General features: G+C 69.0%; 14 protein-coding genes and 1 pseudogene. 9 read left to right on the plus strand and 6 right to left on the minus strand.

Annotation, left to right across the window (positions count from 1 at the left end; genetic code table 11):
* Positions 1-101: 101 nt before the first annotated feature.
* Positions 102-617, plus strand: a pseudogene (locus tag ABIE67_RS46730) (zeta toxin family protein); the annotation flags it as partial.
* Here the strand turns inward: ABIE67_RS46730 and ABIE67_RS46735 are convergent.
* Complete coding sequence (locus tag ABIE67_RS46735; protein WP_370270172.1) at positions 581-859, minus strand: hypothetical protein; 279 nt, start codon at positions 857-859, stop codon at positions 581-583. The pseudogene ABIE67_RS46730 and the gene ABIE67_RS46735 overlap by 37 nt on opposite strands.
* Before the next feature lie 236 nt (positions 860-1095).
* Between ABIE67_RS46735 and ABIE67_RS46740 the strand changes: the two genes are divergently transcribed.
* Together ABIE67_RS46740 and ABIE67_RS46745 are read left to right on the plus strand one after the other, a co-directional pair.
* On the plus strand, positions 1096-1326 hold the full coding sequence (locus tag ABIE67_RS46740) for a hypothetical protein (RefSeq protein ID WP_370270174.1): 231 nt from the start codon (positions 1096-1098) through the stop codon (positions 1324-1326).
* The gene (locus ABIE67_RS46745; protein ID WP_370270176.1) at positions 1319-2338 is read left to right on the plus strand and encodes an RNA polymerase sigma factor; all 1020 of its coding nucleotides are present in this window, start codon (positions 1319-1321) and stop codon (positions 2336-2338) included. The genes ABIE67_RS46740 and ABIE67_RS46745 overlap by 8 nt, the downstream gene beginning before the upstream one ends.
* Before the next feature lie 194 nt (positions 2339-2532).
* Here the strand turns inward: ABIE67_RS46745 and ABIE67_RS46750 are convergent, their stop codons facing one another.
* Entirely contained in the window at positions 2533-2997 is a 465-nt protein-coding gene (locus tag ABIE67_RS46750) for a hypothetical protein (RefSeq protein ID WP_370270180.1), read from the minus strand.
* 107 nt (positions 2998-3104) lie between these two features.
* Between ABIE67_RS46750 and ABIE67_RS46755 the strand changes: the two genes are divergently transcribed.
* Both ABIE67_RS46755 and ABIE67_RS46760 read left to right on the plus strand, forming a co-directional pair.
* On the plus strand, positions 3105-3407 hold the full coding sequence (locus ABIE67_RS46755) for a hypothetical protein (protein WP_370270184.1): 303 nt from the start codon (positions 3105-3107) through the stop codon (positions 3405-3407).
* 232 nt (positions 3408-3639) lie between these two features.
* Positions 3640-6315, plus strand: a complete 2676-nt coding sequence (locus tag ABIE67_RS46760) for an ATP/GTP-binding protein (RefSeq protein WP_370270833.1) — start codon at positions 3640-3642, stop codon at positions 6313-6315.
* A gap of 52 nt (positions 6316-6367) precedes the next feature.
* On the opposite strand, the gene ABIE67_RS46765 is transcribed toward ABIE67_RS46760, so the two are convergent.
* Positions 6368-6748, minus strand: coding sequence for a hypothetical protein (locus ABIE67_RS46765; protein ID WP_370270188.1), 381 nt, complete (start codon positions 6746-6748; stop codon positions 6368-6370).
* Complete coding sequence (locus ABIE67_RS46770) at positions 6745-7002, minus strand: hypothetical protein (RefSeq protein WP_370270191.1); 258 nt, start codon at positions 7000-7002, stop codon at positions 6745-6747. Before ABIE67_RS46770 ends, ABIE67_RS46765 begins: the two co-directional genes overlap by 4 nt.
* Positions 7003-7225: 223 nt before the next feature.
* On the opposite strand from ABIE67_RS46770, the gene ABIE67_RS46775 reads away from it, so the two are divergent.
* The 3 genes from ABIE67_RS46775 (at position 7226) to istB (ending at position 10718) form a co-directional block, all read left to right on the plus strand.
* On the plus strand, positions 7226-7885 hold the full coding sequence (locus ABIE67_RS46775; RefSeq protein WP_370270195.1) for an HNH endonuclease family protein: 660 nt from the start codon (positions 7226-7228) through the stop codon (positions 7883-7885).
* Between the two features lie 694 nt (positions 7886-8579).
* A complete protein-coding gene (istA, locus tag ABIE67_RS46780) occupies positions 8580-9836 on the plus strand; it encodes an IS21 family transposase (protein WP_370251537.1) in 1257 nt (418 codons plus the stop codon).
* On the plus strand, positions 9837-10718 hold the full coding sequence (gene istB / locus ABIE67_RS46785; protein WP_370251535.1) for an IS21-like element helper ATPase IstB: 882 nt from the start codon (positions 9837-9839) through the stop codon (positions 10716-10718).
* A 28-nt stretch (positions 10719-10746) separates the two neighbouring features.
* On the opposite strand, the gene ABIE67_RS46790 is transcribed toward istB, so the two are convergent.
* On the minus strand, positions 10747-12204 hold the full coding sequence (locus ABIE67_RS46790; RefSeq protein ID WP_370270199.1) for an IS66 family transposase: 1458 nt from the start codon (positions 12202-12204) through the stop codon (positions 10747-10749).
* Between the two features lie 301 nt (positions 12205-12505).
* Here ABIE67_RS46790 and ABIE67_RS46795 point away from each other — a divergent pair, with 301 nt between their 5' ends.
* Complete coding sequence (locus ABIE67_RS46795) at positions 12506-13285, plus strand: transposase family protein (RefSeq protein ID WP_370270203.1); 780 nt, start codon at positions 12506-12508, stop codon at positions 13283-13285.
* 242 nt (positions 13286-13527) lie between these two features.
* Here the strand turns inward: ABIE67_RS46795 and ABIE67_RS46800 are convergent, their stop codons facing one another.
* Positions 13528-15180 carry an IS4 family transposase gene (locus tag ABIE67_RS46800; protein WP_370270207.1) on the minus strand — a complete coding sequence of 551 codons (1653 nt, stop codon included), beginning with the start codon at positions 15178-15180 and terminating at the stop codon, positions 13528-13530.
* Positions 15181-15213: the final 33 nt, after the last annotated feature.

Genomic DNA, 15213 nt, shown 5'->3' on the forward strand with positions numbered 1-15213 from the left:
ATCACGCACGCCTCCGGACCGAGACACCTACCCAGTCACGCTGTTTCCACCCGCGCGGAGCGCGAGACCACCGCCGGTTTCCGTACGCGCAGCAGCACCATCCCGTCGAACTCGTGGTCCTGGCCGTACGCGAAGCCGACAGCCGGCTCGCCACCGCGCTGCGCTACGCCCGGGCCCTGCAGCGCGGCGGCACCGGCCGGTTCACCACCCGCGCCGGGCACGACACCTGCTTCCGCGCGCTTGCTGACGCCGTCGCCGTCGCTGAGCGGCACCCGCAGGTCGCGGCCGTGACCGTGATCCGCCGGGACGGCCACGTCCTGCTGCGCCACGAAGCCGGCGGCGCCGGGCGGGCGTCGTGGGCGCTGACGGCGGAACGGCTCCGCCCGTACACCGAACAGGAGGCCGCCGCGTTCCTCCGCCTCCACCAGGCACTGCGCCGGGCGCTCCCGCAGCACCGGGCCGAGCTGGACGAGATCGCCGCGCTCGCCCGGCCCCTGATGCCGCCTCGGGTGCAGCCGGCCCGCATCGACCGGCCACACCCGTCCGTCTGGCCCCTGCCCGTCCCACGACGGACCCTGGGCTACGACTCGTTGAGCTTCTTCAGCCGCGCCGCATAGGCGGCGGCGATCTGTTCGGCCTCTTCCGGGTCGGCGGTCGCCAGCTGCGCCTGGTCAGCGAGCGCGGCCTGACGGCCCGCCTTCAGCTCCTCGATCCGCTCCTCGTCGGGCACGGGTGCGCGGCGCTCCGCGATGATCTGGGTGTTGTACCAGTTCACCACCTCCTGGACGGCGTCCTGCGCCCCTTGCTCCTCGCCGCCTTCCAGGCCGGAGAAGTCGGGCTCGTCTGGTGTGCCGGACACGGCAAACCCCTCGATCTTGATCATGAATGGGAGTCGCCGTTGTCCTCCTCGCCCTCTCGACAGCCGCCCTTGCCACGGCGCCGGAGCGTGCTCTGGGCGGGAAGGTTCATGTGGCTGACGGCCCGCTCAGGCGGTTGATACGCGCCCTTCCTGGGGCATCCCCTGTCCTACGGCCGGGAACCTGGAAAGACTTCGACGACGTGTAAAGAGAATCCCGGACTCGTCCCTCTTCAGTGGTGACGGCCGCTCCCGAGCGGGGCAACCAGGGCCGCTATCCGAAGGAGAAGAAGATGGATCCCCTCACCCTCCTGCTCGTCGTCCTGGGTTTCCTGCTGCCGAGCATCACCTCGCTCATCAACAGCAAGGCGGACAGGACCCGCGACGCTGGGAAGGCAGAGATCATCAGAGCTCAGCGCGGCGGCCCCCCTCCCGGCTCCAAGCGGCGCAGGGGCCGACGCAATGGCTGAGGCGGGCCCGGGTGTGGGCCTCACCCTGGAGGAGGTCCACACCCGCCACTACGGCGAGTTGGTGGGGTATGCGCGTAAGAAGCTGCGTGCGGCGAACGTCCCGCAATCGTTCATCGACCCCGAGGACGTCGTGGGGAACGCCTTCGTCAAGGCCTGTCGCAACCCAGCCCGCATTGAGCAGCCCAGGGCCTACCTGTTCCAGATCGTGAAGCGGGAGATCCTCGAGCACACACGACGGGCGCGGTACGAGCAGGCGGCAGAGGCGTCGCAGGCCGATCTCCGGCTGGAGGCCGACGATGCAAGCGATGTGATCTCCGATCGATGCGAGGGGCGCCACGCCCTGGCCAACCTGCCTGCGCAACAGCGTGCGGCAGTATGGGCGACCAAAGGACTGGGCTGGTCTCAGGCCGAATACGCGCAGGCGGCGCACAAGCGCCCGGGAACGGTTGCCACCCACGTCTCACGGGCGGTGGCTGCCCTCAAGACCACGCTCACCGCGGCCCCAGTCGTGGCCGTCATCTTCGCCTGCGCTGCGGGCGGAGTGACTCTCCGCCGCTACACCGCAGCGAGCCGAGCCGGCCATCCGCACCCGGAACTGCTATTGGACGTACCCCAGTCCGTGGCACACCTGTTGATCATCGTTGCCTACATCAGCGTCGCGCTGCCCACCTTGCTGGTCGTCCCACCCCTGCGCAGACTGCTCAGAGCCATCAGGCAACGGATAGTTCGCGGCCTGCAGCTGCCACCGCTGGATGAGCCACCAGGATTCGCTTCGGGCGCCCCAAGGGACCGGAGAGAGCACTGCACAACCTGCGGCGAAGAAGCCGAACACAGACCGCTGACTGCGGAGGAGAAGAAGTGGCTGTCTGCTCAGACAGGCTATCCGCATGATCACGGGGCCAGGCGATGCACGACCAGAGGCTGCCTTGCGGTGAAGTACGGAAGGGACCCGGCAGACCCGGAAGGCATGCTTCTGCTGCCAGAAGCCAACGAGACCTCAATCATCAAGTGACGACGACCAGAGACTGGCCGTGGAGTCGTAGCTAGGCCGGCTTGAAACGGGCCGCAGCGACCGGACGCGACGGTTGACACGCGAGGCCGTCGGACCGTTCTGCAGTGGGCTCTGCCCAGTGACCCGGCCAGAATGCGATCTCAATTCCTGAACGTGCGTACGGCGCCCCTGGACCTCGGGTCTGGGGACGCCACTCAGGCGCCTTCGTCGGCCTTCAACGCCAGCGGCAGCGTCTTCCCCCCAGTCAGGATCGTCTGCGCGTCATCCGGGCACGGAGACCCCGCGATCCCCGCGTTCTCATCCCCCAGGCACTCGTGTTCCGTGTACGCGTCGACGGCATCGTTCACCCTGCCCAGTTCGGCCAGGGTCCGCGGGTAGCGGCTGCTGCCGCCGGCATCGTTGACGTCCCGCTCCAGGTCGCCGACGGCGAGCGCGATGTCTGTCAGATGCTCCGCGCACCCCTGGTCCCCGACCTGGTTGCATACGGTCTTCTTGCCGTCGGTGACGGCTGCCAGTTTTGGCGCCCACTTCGCCGACAGGCCCCCGGTCGTGCCCGACGGGGAAGACCCGGCTGGCTTGCCGTCTCCGCCCGTGTTGGAGCAGCCTCCGGTCAGCAGGACGACGAGAACGGCGGCAGTGGCGGTGGTAGTGCGGCGCATGGGTCCCCCGGGTGGTTCGGAGCCTGTCGGGGCATTCTGCGCCGCAGGGAGGCCCCTCTGGAGGCGCCGTAGCCGGACCGTGACGTGCAGCCAGGGACGATGGAGCCATGACCCAGGACCCTGCATTCCCGTCCCTGTACGAGTACGCCCTCGCGCGGCGCTGCACCAACTGCGGTGCGCAGCCTGGCCTGCCCTGCGAAGCCCCCCGGAAGCAAGACGAGATCGCTGGCCGCAACCGCATCCGTGCGATGGTCGGCCAGCCACCCGTGGAGGTCAACCCGCTGCACACCGTGCGGGTCGACGCCGGTAGCCGGCACCTGGACCGGGATGTCGCGGCTGCTCCGTGGCCGAAGGACCGCGAACCTGGACGCCCGTACGACACGCTGGACAAGCTGAAAAGGGCCGGCTAGTCGGCTTCGGTCCAGGGCGGGGGTGGGCTGGTGCTATCCCCACCACACCCACCAGCACTCGAAGATGTCCGGCGTGCGGTACTTCTGCGTCCACCAGGACATGACGGGTTCGCAGTGCTGACCACTGCTTTGCGATCATCGTGGCCGACGCTGCTGACGGAAGGCCGACTCCCCAAACTGCCCTGTACGGGCATAGGTTGAACCTGCTGGTGATCATCTTTCGGGGGTGGACGTGACAGGCCGGGATCTCAGGGCCCTGTTCAGTACGAACGACCGCAGCGTGCAGGCTGACGAGGCCTTCACCAACCGCTCCTCACAGTGGGAGACCGCGGCGACCGCGCTCACCGAGCACCTCCAGCACCTCAGCGCACCCGGCTTCGACCCCGAGGACCTCGAGGCGCCCCGCAACCACGTCCTCGTCTTCCACGGAGTGGGCGGCATCGGCAAGACAACCCTTTCCCGGATGCTGGAGGCGGCCCTCACCGACGCCGGACGCAGGCCCTCCCAGTGGGGTGAGCCTGGCTGGCCGGCCGACCGGATCCTCCCCGTACGCATCGACCTCGCCCGCTCCGCCGGCACCGACTTCGAGCAGATCGTGCTGACCATCCGGGCCGCCCTCACCCGGATCGGCCGCCCCTTGCCCGCCTTCGACCTGGCCCTGCGCCGCTACTGGGAGGCCAACCACCCCGGCGAACCGCTGGAGGAGTACCTGCGCCGCGCAGGGCTCGGCTCCCGGTTCGGCCAAGCCCTGCCACAGCAGATGCAGTCCGCGCTCGCCGACGTCGCCCAGGCACTCATGCTGCCCGGCACCATCGGCTCGGCCGTCGGCGCCCTCACTGGCGCCCTGATCGGCGCGCTGCGCGAACGCCGCCAGACCGTACGGGCCCTGGCCGGGTGCGAACGGCTGGCGGACCTGCTGGAGGCCGAACCCGACCTGGACGCCCTGTCCTTCTACCCGCACCTGCTCGCATGGGAGCTCGCCCAACTCCCCGAGGGCAAACGTGTGGTGCCGGTCGTCCTGCTCGACACATTCGAGGACATCGGCGACCGCACCCGCCGCGACCTGGAGCGGCTCATCCAGCGCACCGTGTGGCTGCTGCCCAACGCCTTCTGGGTCATCACCGGCCGCTCCCGCCTGCAGTGGGCCGACCCCGCCCTGCAGGGCCAGCTCGACTACACCGGCCCCGCCGCCTGGCCCGGCCTCGCCCACACCGCCGCGCCAGCCACCCGCACTCCCGCCCGGGCCAGCGTACGGCAGGTGCTGATCGGCGACTTCTCCCCCGAGGACTGCGACGACTACCTCGCCCGCCGCCTCACCCGCGACGGCCAGCCCCTCATCTGCGAGCCGATGCGGCAGGTCATCACCGCCCGCTCGCACGGCCTGCCCCTCTACCTCGAGCTGTCCGTCGCCCGCTTCCTCGAGCTGAGCCGCAGCGGCCGCACCCCAGTGCCCGGCGACTTCGACCACGACTTCCCCGCCTTGGTTGCCCGCACCCTGTCCGACCTCACGCCCGAGGAACGGCACGTCCTGCGATCGGTTAGCCTCCTGGACGCCTTCGACCTGGACCTCGCGACCCGGGCCGCGGGCATGACCCAGCAGGCGCCCGCCCTTCGTCTGGTGGAGCGGCCCTTCGTCCGGGAGAACCCCTTCAGCCTCTGGCGGTATCACCTCCACGACCTGATCCGCTCCACCATCCGAGGCGCGGACGACGCGACGGACGACCGCTGGTCACCCCAGGACTGGGCTCAGGCCGCCCAGCGGGCCTTCGCTGCACTCGGGGAACAGTGGGCCCAAGGCACCGGACCCGGTCGGCTGCTTCTGGTCGGCTGCCTGCGCCAGGGCCTGGCCATTGCCCGAGATTTCCGTCTCGACCTCGACTGGCTTGCCGATGCAGCCTGGGCCTACATCAGCGACTCTGTCTGGGAGCCGCTCGCGCCACCCGCCCGGCAAGGGACGGACGGAGCCTCTCTGCAAACGCCCTCCGACGCCCTGGTCGAAACCCTCAGCTCACTGGCCCGCCGCCAGCACGAGCACCGCCAGCACACCGCCGACCGGCTCACCGCCGTCATCACCGCCCGCCTGCTCCCCGCCGACCTTCACGACATGGCCGTCTACTACCTGGCCAAGGCTCAACGCGACCTCGGACACAGCGACGCCTCCCGCCAAGGCATGCAGCAAGTCATCGACGGCGGCGGCCGCCTCGGCCCCGCTGCACGGCGCGGCCTCGCTCACCTGGCCCGCCTCGCCGGCGACTTCCCCACCGCCCTCGAAGTCGCCGAGACGCTCGGGTGGGAGGGCCGGCACCACCGGGTCTTCGCTGAGGTGTGGTGGGTACAGGGCGACATGGTGCAGGCAGCAGCCGCCTACCAGCTGGGCCGTATCGAAGCGGAACAGCACTCGGTAGCGGGAGAGGCCGCCACCGCTCAGGCGATGCGCGCCCTCGCCCTCGCCTTCACCGATCCGGACCAGGCCGACAACGAACTCCAGCTCGCAGAACAACTCCTGGCCGGAGTCAACATCCGTGCCTCCCGTATCAACGCCCAGATCGCCGCCCTCGTACGGGACGCCGGGCAGAGCGGTGACTGGGAAGACCGCGCCGCACTCCTGCGCTCCGAAATCAGCATCGCTGGACTCGCTTCCGTGGAAACCACCCTCGATCTGGCCGTGTGCTTCCACCACGCCGTACGAGGCTCCCACGACGAACTAGAGGTGGGCATTGCCCGACTGCGCCGGCTCACCCAATCCGGCAATTACGCCTACTACACCGACATCGCCCACTTCATGGCCGACCTCCCACTGCCTGCCGACCATGCCCCGCCGCAATGGCTGGGCAGCGAACAGGCCACCCGCGCGCGGTGGCGCGGACTCGTCACCGCCCGGCGCGAGCACCTACGCGCGACCCAGTGAACAACGGCGGCCCCGCCGGATCAGGCGGGGCCGCATGCGTCTGCTGTTGTGGTCAGGGAGTGAGGTCCAGTACGCGGACCGGTTCTCCTGCCCACCGGTGCGGGGCGGTGGTGGCGATGATCGCGCCGTCGGGACGGTCCGGGGCGGGCTGCGCCGTGTAGTGGCTGTGCGCCGCCGCCCACGTGTTCTGCCGCGCTACAACGAGGGCGGCAGCCAGGTCCAGATCGAGGACGGTGATGCCGGGAAGGGATGCCAGGTGCTCGGCCGTGCCGGGCCGGGCGCGTTCGGCTTCGACTAACGCGCATGCCGGGGCGTACAGGAACCAGCCCGGTTCGGCGTGGGCGCGGTGGATCAGACGGGAAGCGAGGACGTTGCCCTGGCCGGCTGCGGCCATCGCGGTGTCGTCCAGGACGATGTGCACGGCGTCGCTCATCGGCTCGTGACCTGGGCCAGGCGCCGGTCCAGCTCGCTGTCCAGGTCGTGTTCCTCGGCGGCGGTCGGCGCGTAGCCGTTCCACTCCTTGAGAGCGGCCCGGGCTTTCTCCGCCCGCTCGGCCCGCTCGGCCGGAGTCAGCAGCGTCTCCGCGAGACGGGCGAGATACGCGCGCAGGGACAGACCCTCAGCAGCAGCTATAGCGGCCAGCCGGTCCTTGGCTTCCTCGGGGATACGGACGTTGGCATCGGACATCGTTGTGCTCCTTCCCATCTCCCTAGGGTACGGGTACGTACCCGTACCCGTGTATCTGATAGGGCTGCCCGTCAGCACCGAGCTCGGGCTTCGTGGCGTCCGGCGCATCCCACAAGGAGGGCGGCAGGGCATTTCGTTTCTCCGGTATGACCTTTCCACTCACACGAGCGGCGCCTCGGGGAAACCGCTGATCACGCCCCTTCGCCGGGGCTATCAACGGCACATGATCAGTACTGTCCTGCGCGGTCTCACTGCCGCTGCACTCGCTGTCATGCCCCTCTCGGTCACATCCCCTGCCCATGCTGCGGAGACTCTGCCCCTGACCGAGGCCGTCGCCCACCTGCCCGTGGCCACCGAGTCTCGCAACGGCTACAGCCGGGACAAGTTCCGCCACTGGAACACCGGCGACGATCCGGCCGACGGCTGCAACACCCGCGCCGAAGTTCTCATCCATGAGGCGGTCGACCCGCCCACCGTCGGGCCCGGCTGCCGGCTGACCGGCGGGAGTTGGTGGTCGTACTACGACGCCACCGTCGTGACGTCGGCGTCCGGGCTCGACATCGACCACATGGTGCCCCTCGCCGAAGCATGGGACAGTGGCGCATCGGCCTGGACCCCGCAGCGCCGCGAGGCATACGCCAACGACCAGGGCGCCGACCAGTCACTCGTCGCCGTCACGGCACGCTCCAACCGCAGCAAGGCCGACCAGGACCCCGCCGAATGGCTGCCACCCGCCGCCGACGTCCACTGCCGGTACCTCGTCGAGTGGGTGGGCACCAAGCTCCGCTGGGACCTCGCCGTCGACGACACCGAGCTCGCCGCGCTGGAAGGTGGCGCCTCGGGCTGCCCGGACCAGACGGTGACGTACGAACCCGCCTCCTGAGCGGGCCACCTGAACTGCCGGGCCGTGCGCTGGAATCCCAGCGCACGGCCCGGATGTCTACCATCGTCACCCCAATGGTGTTGAGCAAAGTAGATGCCGCCACTGACAGTCCGCCCCGACCTACGCACTCACTCCGTACACCGGACCGGCATAAGAGACGGCCGTGTGACCACGCGAATTGCCCGGCGGTCTCCGGACGGCGAAACAAGCAGGTCAGCGAGGCGCGGGCAAAGCCAAAGGTGAGGACCACCGTGGTTCACGTCCTCATACTGCCGCGGGCAGCGGCATCTGGTCCCACGTGCGGCCTTCCAGCTTGCGGCCGCTGGCCTTCGGCGTACGGCCCCACTGCTCCGTTGACTGCGGATAGAGTCCAACCCCGTATGCACTATCCCGGCATCGCCGTTCTGGAAGCAAATGACCACGCTCGCCCCGGCCTTGAGGGAAGGTCGGCTCGATTCCACCTACACCACTAGGGGAGAAGCATGCGCACCAAGATTGCCGGTGACTGGATAGGTGTCTCGGTCCGGAGGCGTGCGTGATTGCCGGTTGGCGGGACCGGTGATCAGCCGAGGGCGGGCATCCAGGGGCTTCTCGACGACGGCCGAACGCTGACCCTCTGACGGCGTATCAAAACTGACCCTCTTGGTGATCTTCGTCTGACTCTGGCCTTGTTGATCAAGGTCAGGAGGAAGAGGTGATCCTTGTGGAGGACTGGGCAGAGATCCGTCGGTTGCACCGGGCCGAGCAGATGCCGATCAGGGCGATCGCCCGCCATCTGGGCATTTCGAAGAACACGGTGAAGCGGGCGCTGGCGCACGACCGGCCGCCGAAGTACGAGAGGCCGGCCAAGGGCTCGGTGGTGGACGCGGTCGAGGTGCAGATCCGCGAGCTGCTGCGGGAGACGCCGACGATGCCCGCGACGGTGATCGCCGAGCGGATCGGCTGGGACCGCGGGATGACCGTGCTCAAGGAGCGGGTCCGCGACCTGCGTCCCGCCTATATCCCGGTGGACCCGGTGTCGCGGACGACGTATCGGCCGGGTGAGCTGGCCCAGTGCGACCTGTGGTTCCCCGACGCGGAGATCCCGCTCGGCTACGGGCAGACCGGGCAGCCGCCGGTGCTGGTGATGGTGTCCGGCTACTCGCGGATGATCGCCGCGAGGATGCTGCCCTCGCGGCGGACCGGGGACCTGATCGACGGGCACTGGCGGCTGCTGTCCGCCTGGGGCGCCGTCCCGAAGATGCTGGTCTGGGACAACGAGTCCGGGATCGGCCGCGGGAAGGTGACCGGCGAGTTCGCCGCGTTCGCGGGCCTGCTCTCCACCAGGATCTACCTCTGCCGCCCCCGCGATCCAGAAACGAAAGGGCTGGTGGAGCGGGCCAATGGTTACCTGGAGACCAGCTTCCTGCCGGGCCGTCACTTCTCCGGCCCCAACGACTTCAACGCCCAGCTGGGCGAGTGGCTGAAGGTCGCCAACCGGCGCCGGCACCGCGCTCTGCAGGCCCGTCCGAGCGAGCGGTGGGAGGCGGACAAGTCCGGGATGATCGCGCTGCCGCCGGTCGACCCGCCGTCCTGGTGGCGTTTCTCCATCCGGCTCGGCCGCGACCACTACGTCCGCATCGACACCAACGACTACTCCGTCGACCCCGCCGCGATCGGGAGGACGGTGACGGTGCTCTGTGACAACGATGAGGTCATCGTCCTGGCCACCGGCGGGGAGATCGTCGCCCAGCACCCCAGGTGCTGGGCGAAGCACCAGACCCTCACCGACCCCCAACACGCCGCCACCGGCACCCGGATGCGTCAGGGAGTGCACCGTCAGCAGGCAGCCCGCCAGAGCCGGCTGGCTGCTTCGTCCGGCCCGATGGTCGAGGTCGAACAGCGCGAACTGGACACCTATGACCGACTGTTCACCGTCATCGACGGCGGCGGCGACAAGGAGGCGAGCTGAATGCCCCGCCCCGCGACAGCCTCCGGCGACGACGAAGGCGAGGAAGAGCCCGGCGCCGTCGAGAAGACCACCACCGCCAGGACGGCAGCGGCGGCATCCTCCCGTCGGACGGGCCGGCAGACCTTGACTGACCTGGCTTTCCTCGCCCGCGCGATGAAGGCCCCGGCCCTGCTGGACGCCGCCGAACGGCTGGCCGAACGCGCCCGCAAGGAGTCCTGGACGCACGCCGAATACCTCGTCGCCGTGCTCCAGCGCGAGGTGAGCGCCCGCGAATCGCACGGCGGCGAGGCCCGCGTCCGCGCGGCGAGGTTCCCCGCCGTCAAAACGGTCGAGGAACTCGACGTCACCCATCTGCGCGGGATAACGCGCCAACAGCTCGCGCATCTGGGTACGTTGGACTTCATCGCCGGGAAGGAGAACGCCGTTTTCCTGGGTCCGCCCGGGACCGGAAAGACACACCTGGCGATCGGGCTCGCGGTCAGAGCCTGCCAGGCCGGACACCGCGTCGCCTTCGCGACCGCCTCCGAGTGGGTCGACCGGCTCGCCGCCGCCCACGCAGCCGGCCGTCTGGCCGACGAGCTCACCAGACTGGGCCGCTACCCGCTGATCGTGGTGGACGAGGTCGGCTACATCCCCTTCGAGGCCGAAGCCGCGAACCTGTTCTTCCAGCTCATCTCGAACAGATACGAACGCGCGTCCGTGATCGTCACCAGCAACAAGCCCTTCGGACGCTGGGGAGAGGTCTTCGGCGACGAGACCGTGGCCGCCGCCATGATCGACCGCCTCGTCCACCACGCCGAGGTCCACTCGTTCAAGGGCGATTCGTATCGCATGCGCGGCCGCGAACTCGGACGCATCCCCACCGACAACCAAGACGACTGAACACACGCAACAGAAGACACCTGGGTCACTATTCACCCGCCCAAACTGGGTCACGGTTCACCCGCCGCCGACAGGGGCTGCCGCGCATGGCCTGGATGAGGACGTCGAGCATGGGCTGCTCGTGTCGGGTGGCGGTGGCCAGGTAGGTGCGGATCGCGGCGAAGTCCTGCGCGCCGTGCAGCGTGCGCAGGCAGCCGGAGACCTTGATCCGCAGCTTGGCCATCCTGATCGTCTGTTCGGCTGGGTTGTTGTCGAACGGCAGTGTGAGGTCGTGGACCCAGCGCAGGTAGTCGTTCCAGCGCTTCGTCAGCCGTCTGAACAGGGCGTGGTACTTCGCCTCGGTCTTCGAGCTGCGGGTGGCGGTCGCCTTCAGCCCGTCGGCCACCGCCTGGGCCAGCGCCCCAAGCTCACCGTCCTTCACGGACACGGCGATCGCGTCGAGCCCGTCCGCTCGGGCCTCTTCCGCGGCCTTCTTCAGGGCCAGCACGGCGTCGATGGCGCGGTAGGCCGCGCACCGGGCCTTCTCGCTGCCCCGCTCGGTGACCGCGACCAGTTCGCGTAGTACGTGTGCCGAGCACAAGGCGTGTTCGGCCTGCGGGTAGGAGTCGTAGGGCGCCCAGGCGTCGTGCATGGCGATGCCGGTGAAGCCGGGCAGTATCCCGGCCGCGTCGATGCCTTCGCGACCGCGGCGGCGGTGCACCGACAGGTGTACGAACTGGCCGCTGGAGGCGGAGTGCAGCCAGTGCAGGCACCCGGCGGTGCGGAACCCCGTCTCGTCGAAGAACGCCACCGCCGCGCCGGCGACCTTCCCGGCCACGAGACGGCCGAAGGCATCCAGCCGGCTCGCGCAAGTGCGTACCCACGAGGCCACCGTGCCCGGCGCGACGGACGCGTCGAAGAGGTCTGCCAGGGCGGTGGCGGTGCGGTCCTTGGACAGGAACTGGCCGTGCATCAGGTAGACGCCGGCGGCCGCGAGACCAGGACCGTACTGCACCGGGGCCCGCACGCCCTCGGGACCGGAGGCCTTCTCGCTCCGCCCGCACGCGCACCGGCAGGTCAGGACCTGATGCTCGGTGACCTCCAGGCCGATACGTTCGGGCAGGTCGAAGACCTGACGCCGCTCGATACCGGCCACGACGGCCCCGGCCAGGTCCGCACCGCAGCCGGCGCAAGGGCCGTGGGGCCGGTGCTCGACCCGGTGGTCGGGGTCCGCGACCTGCCGCAGCGTGATGCCCTTCTGGCCTTTCGGGCGGCCCGGCCCCCGCCCGGACTTCCCACGCAGAGACTTCGGAGCCGGTTTCGCCAGTCCGTCCGAAGACGGCGGCCTGGAAGAGTTCGCCGAGTTCTTCCCCAGCCGGGCCGTCAGGTCCACGACCTGACCCTCCAGTACCACGATCCGTTCCCGCGCCGCGGCGAGTTCCTCACGCAACTGCACCACCAGAACAGCGAGTTCCTCATAAGAAGGCGGCACAGCAGCATCAGACACGAGACAGATGATCACCGATCCAACTGACAAGATTCAACTCATCCCGCCAGGAGCACCTATCCAGTTACCTTCTTCCTACGTTCGTAGGTGCCAACCGAAACGCCCGTAGGAAGAAGAACGCCGTGGAACGGTACGACACGCCGCCGAGTGCTGACGACTTTGAGGCGGCGGCGAATTTATTCAGCATGCTCGTGACGGAGCTGGAGGGTTATTCACGGGCTTGGTTTCTTGATCAGCAAGACGGCCCTGCTCGGTAGCCTGGCGTTTGCGACGACGTCAGTTTTCCACTGGGGCAGGGCCGTTGAGCTGGAACGTTACGACAGGGCTGGAAGCGGATCAACTGGAGGCCTTGGTGGTCCGGGTCCACACGATGCTGGTGGAGGACCCCGATCCGCCCGTGGTGCCGGGACGGATGTGGGCGCTGGGCCTGTACAAGTCCGTGGTCCTGGTGTTGTTCCTGCTGCGGCAGAACCCCGTCCAGCAAGCGGCGGCGGAACTGTTCCACATCTCCCAGGCCACCGTCTCGCGCCGGTGGACCACGCTGCTCCCGGTGGTGGAGACGGCCCTGGCCGAGCATGTGCCCGACCCCGCCGACGCCTCACACGGCAGGATCGTCCTGGCCGACGGGACCCTGGTCACCACGTGGGACTGGGCGAGCGAGGGCACCACGATGTTCTCCGGCAAGCATCGTGACACAGGCTTCAACCTGCAGGTCGCCGCCACTCTCAGCGGGGACCTGCTCGCCGTCTCCGCGCCGGTACCCGGCAGTCGGCACGACATGTACGCCTGGCGCCAGTCCCACTTTCCCAAAGCCTTCGCCGACCGGGAGAGCATGGGGGATCTGGGCTATGCCGGCTCCGGCATGCTCACCGCCCGCCGCAAGCCACCCGGTCAGGAACGCCCCGTCAAAGACAAGGTGTTCAACCAGAGCATCGGCAAGCTCCGCGCCGCCGTCGAACGAGCGATCGCACATCTGAAGGACTGGAAGGTCCTCGCCACTCGCTATCGCGGCCCTCTCACCCGGTTCCCCCTCGTCGCCAAGACCGTCACCGCCCTCGCCTTCTACAAGAACGGCTGGTGACCCCGTGAATAAGCCTCCTGGCATCGCCGACGACTGGCGATCTGGCCCATCATGAGCTGGAGGATCTCTTGGAAGACAGGGGCCGTGACCTGCTGCGGCAGCTGTTCCAGGATCACCTGGACCTGCGGGAGCGGCGCGAGCAGGAGGCTGTGGCGAGCTTGCGGCCCCGCGTGATCGGTACGGACGGTCTGCCGCGGCCGCGGCTGGAGAGGGGCCATGGCCCAAGACCGGGAAGTTAAGGATCATCCGGTGGGTGCGTAGGCGGCTCGTCCGACTTTCTTGATCAGGCCCCGGTGGGACCATTGGGACATCTGGACGCAGAAGCTGTTCATGTTGGTGATGCCGAGCAGGCGGGCGACGTCGCGAGCGTGCCACGGGGTGCCGGGCCTGCTGTTCATGATGGCGAGGGCGGGTTGGTAGCGGCCGCTGGGATCGGTGGTGTCGTCGTTGGCTGCGCCGGTCGCGGGAGCGTCGTGGGGAGCGTTGTCGCAGGTGGGTTCGGTCGCGGGTGGGGAGGTCGACTCGCCGCAGTTTGTGGTGCGTTCGTGCGTGGTGATGTCGATGCGGTCGACGGCGGTCGCGGAGGTGGGGCGGGCCTGGCCCCTGAAGGAGTGGTAGCGGGAGATGGGGGACTTGACCTTGCGGGCGCTGATGCGGGGGCGGCGTACGGGCAGCAGGTTGGTGCGGACGGCGGCGTCGATGGCACCCGGCGTGGCAGTGGTGAGGCCTTCGGCGAGGGTGACCTGGGTGCGGGCGGCTTGGAGGGCGTGGGTGAAACAGGCGCGGTCGGGGTCGGCTCCGGCTGTGTGGGCGGCGTCGGTCATGGCCATGCGTAGCAGTTGGTAGACGGTGAGGGTGGCCCACAGTTCCTGTTCGATGCCGAAGCGGTCGCGTGAGCGCAGTACGCGGCCGTTCATCAGTGTGTAGCGCAGAGCGAAGTAGGCTGACTCGATCTCCCATCTTTCCGCGTAGAGCCTGATCAGACGCTCGGCCGGGTCGAGGAGCGGGTCGAGCAGGGTGGTGGCCAGGCGGTAGCGGCCGCTGACGTGGGTGCCGTCGGCCAGGTGCAGGGTCAGGTCGGCCTCGATGATCCGGACGGTGAGGTCACCGAGGAGGGCGAGGTAGGAGCCGTCTTCCAGGATGCGCAACAGCTTCGGGCGGCGGGTGGACTTCAGTCGGGCCAGGAACTGGGCACCGGTTTCGGCGACGTCGGCCAGGAACGCGTTGCTGTCAAAGCCCCGGCCGATCAGCACCAGGTGCCGCTCGTCCAGCAGGGGCAGCAGCCGGCCGGCGTAGGCAGTCTCCCCTGTGCTGGTCGGTCCGAAGCAGGCCCCGAGCAGACCGCGGGTGCCGGTCTCCACCAGCGTCATCAGCATGACGGTCGGGTAGCCGGCCCAGGCCAGCCGGTAACGGATCTTCCCCAGCCATCCCCGGGCGCGGTCGCTGTCCGGTGTCTTGATCGAGGAGCAGCCGTCGAAGGCGACGGTGCGCCAGCAGCGATAGGACACGCCCGGGGTTGTCGGCGGGGCGAGCGGCACGGCGAGGGTCTCGAACAGGAGCTTGAGCGGGGCGGGCGTGAGGCGTCGGCGCAGGTGGCGCAGCGCGGTGGTCGACACCTGTGGCAGCGGCAGGCCGCCGAGAGCGGCGGTGAGTTGGCGCCAGACGCCCTGGTAGCCGTGATCGGGGAACAGGGCGAGGGCGAGCAGGTAGTACACGCCGACACGCGAGGGCAGGTCCCGTAATCGCTGCTGGGTGCGGCCGGTCTCCTCCAGTACCGCGTCGGCCAGCTCGAAGTCCACGATCTGGGTCAACTCGCCCAGATGCCCCGGGGCATAGACCCCTTCCGCGACCGTGCTGGTACGAGTGACGGTGATGGTGGCACACTGACCGGACAACGGGACCTCTGCTCTGGATCTCGGACTGTCTTG

It is taken from the genome of Streptomyces sp. V4I8, assembly GCF_041261225.1.
Taxonomy (GTDB): Bacteria; Actinomycetota; Actinomycetes; order Streptomycetales; family Streptomycetaceae; genus Streptomyces.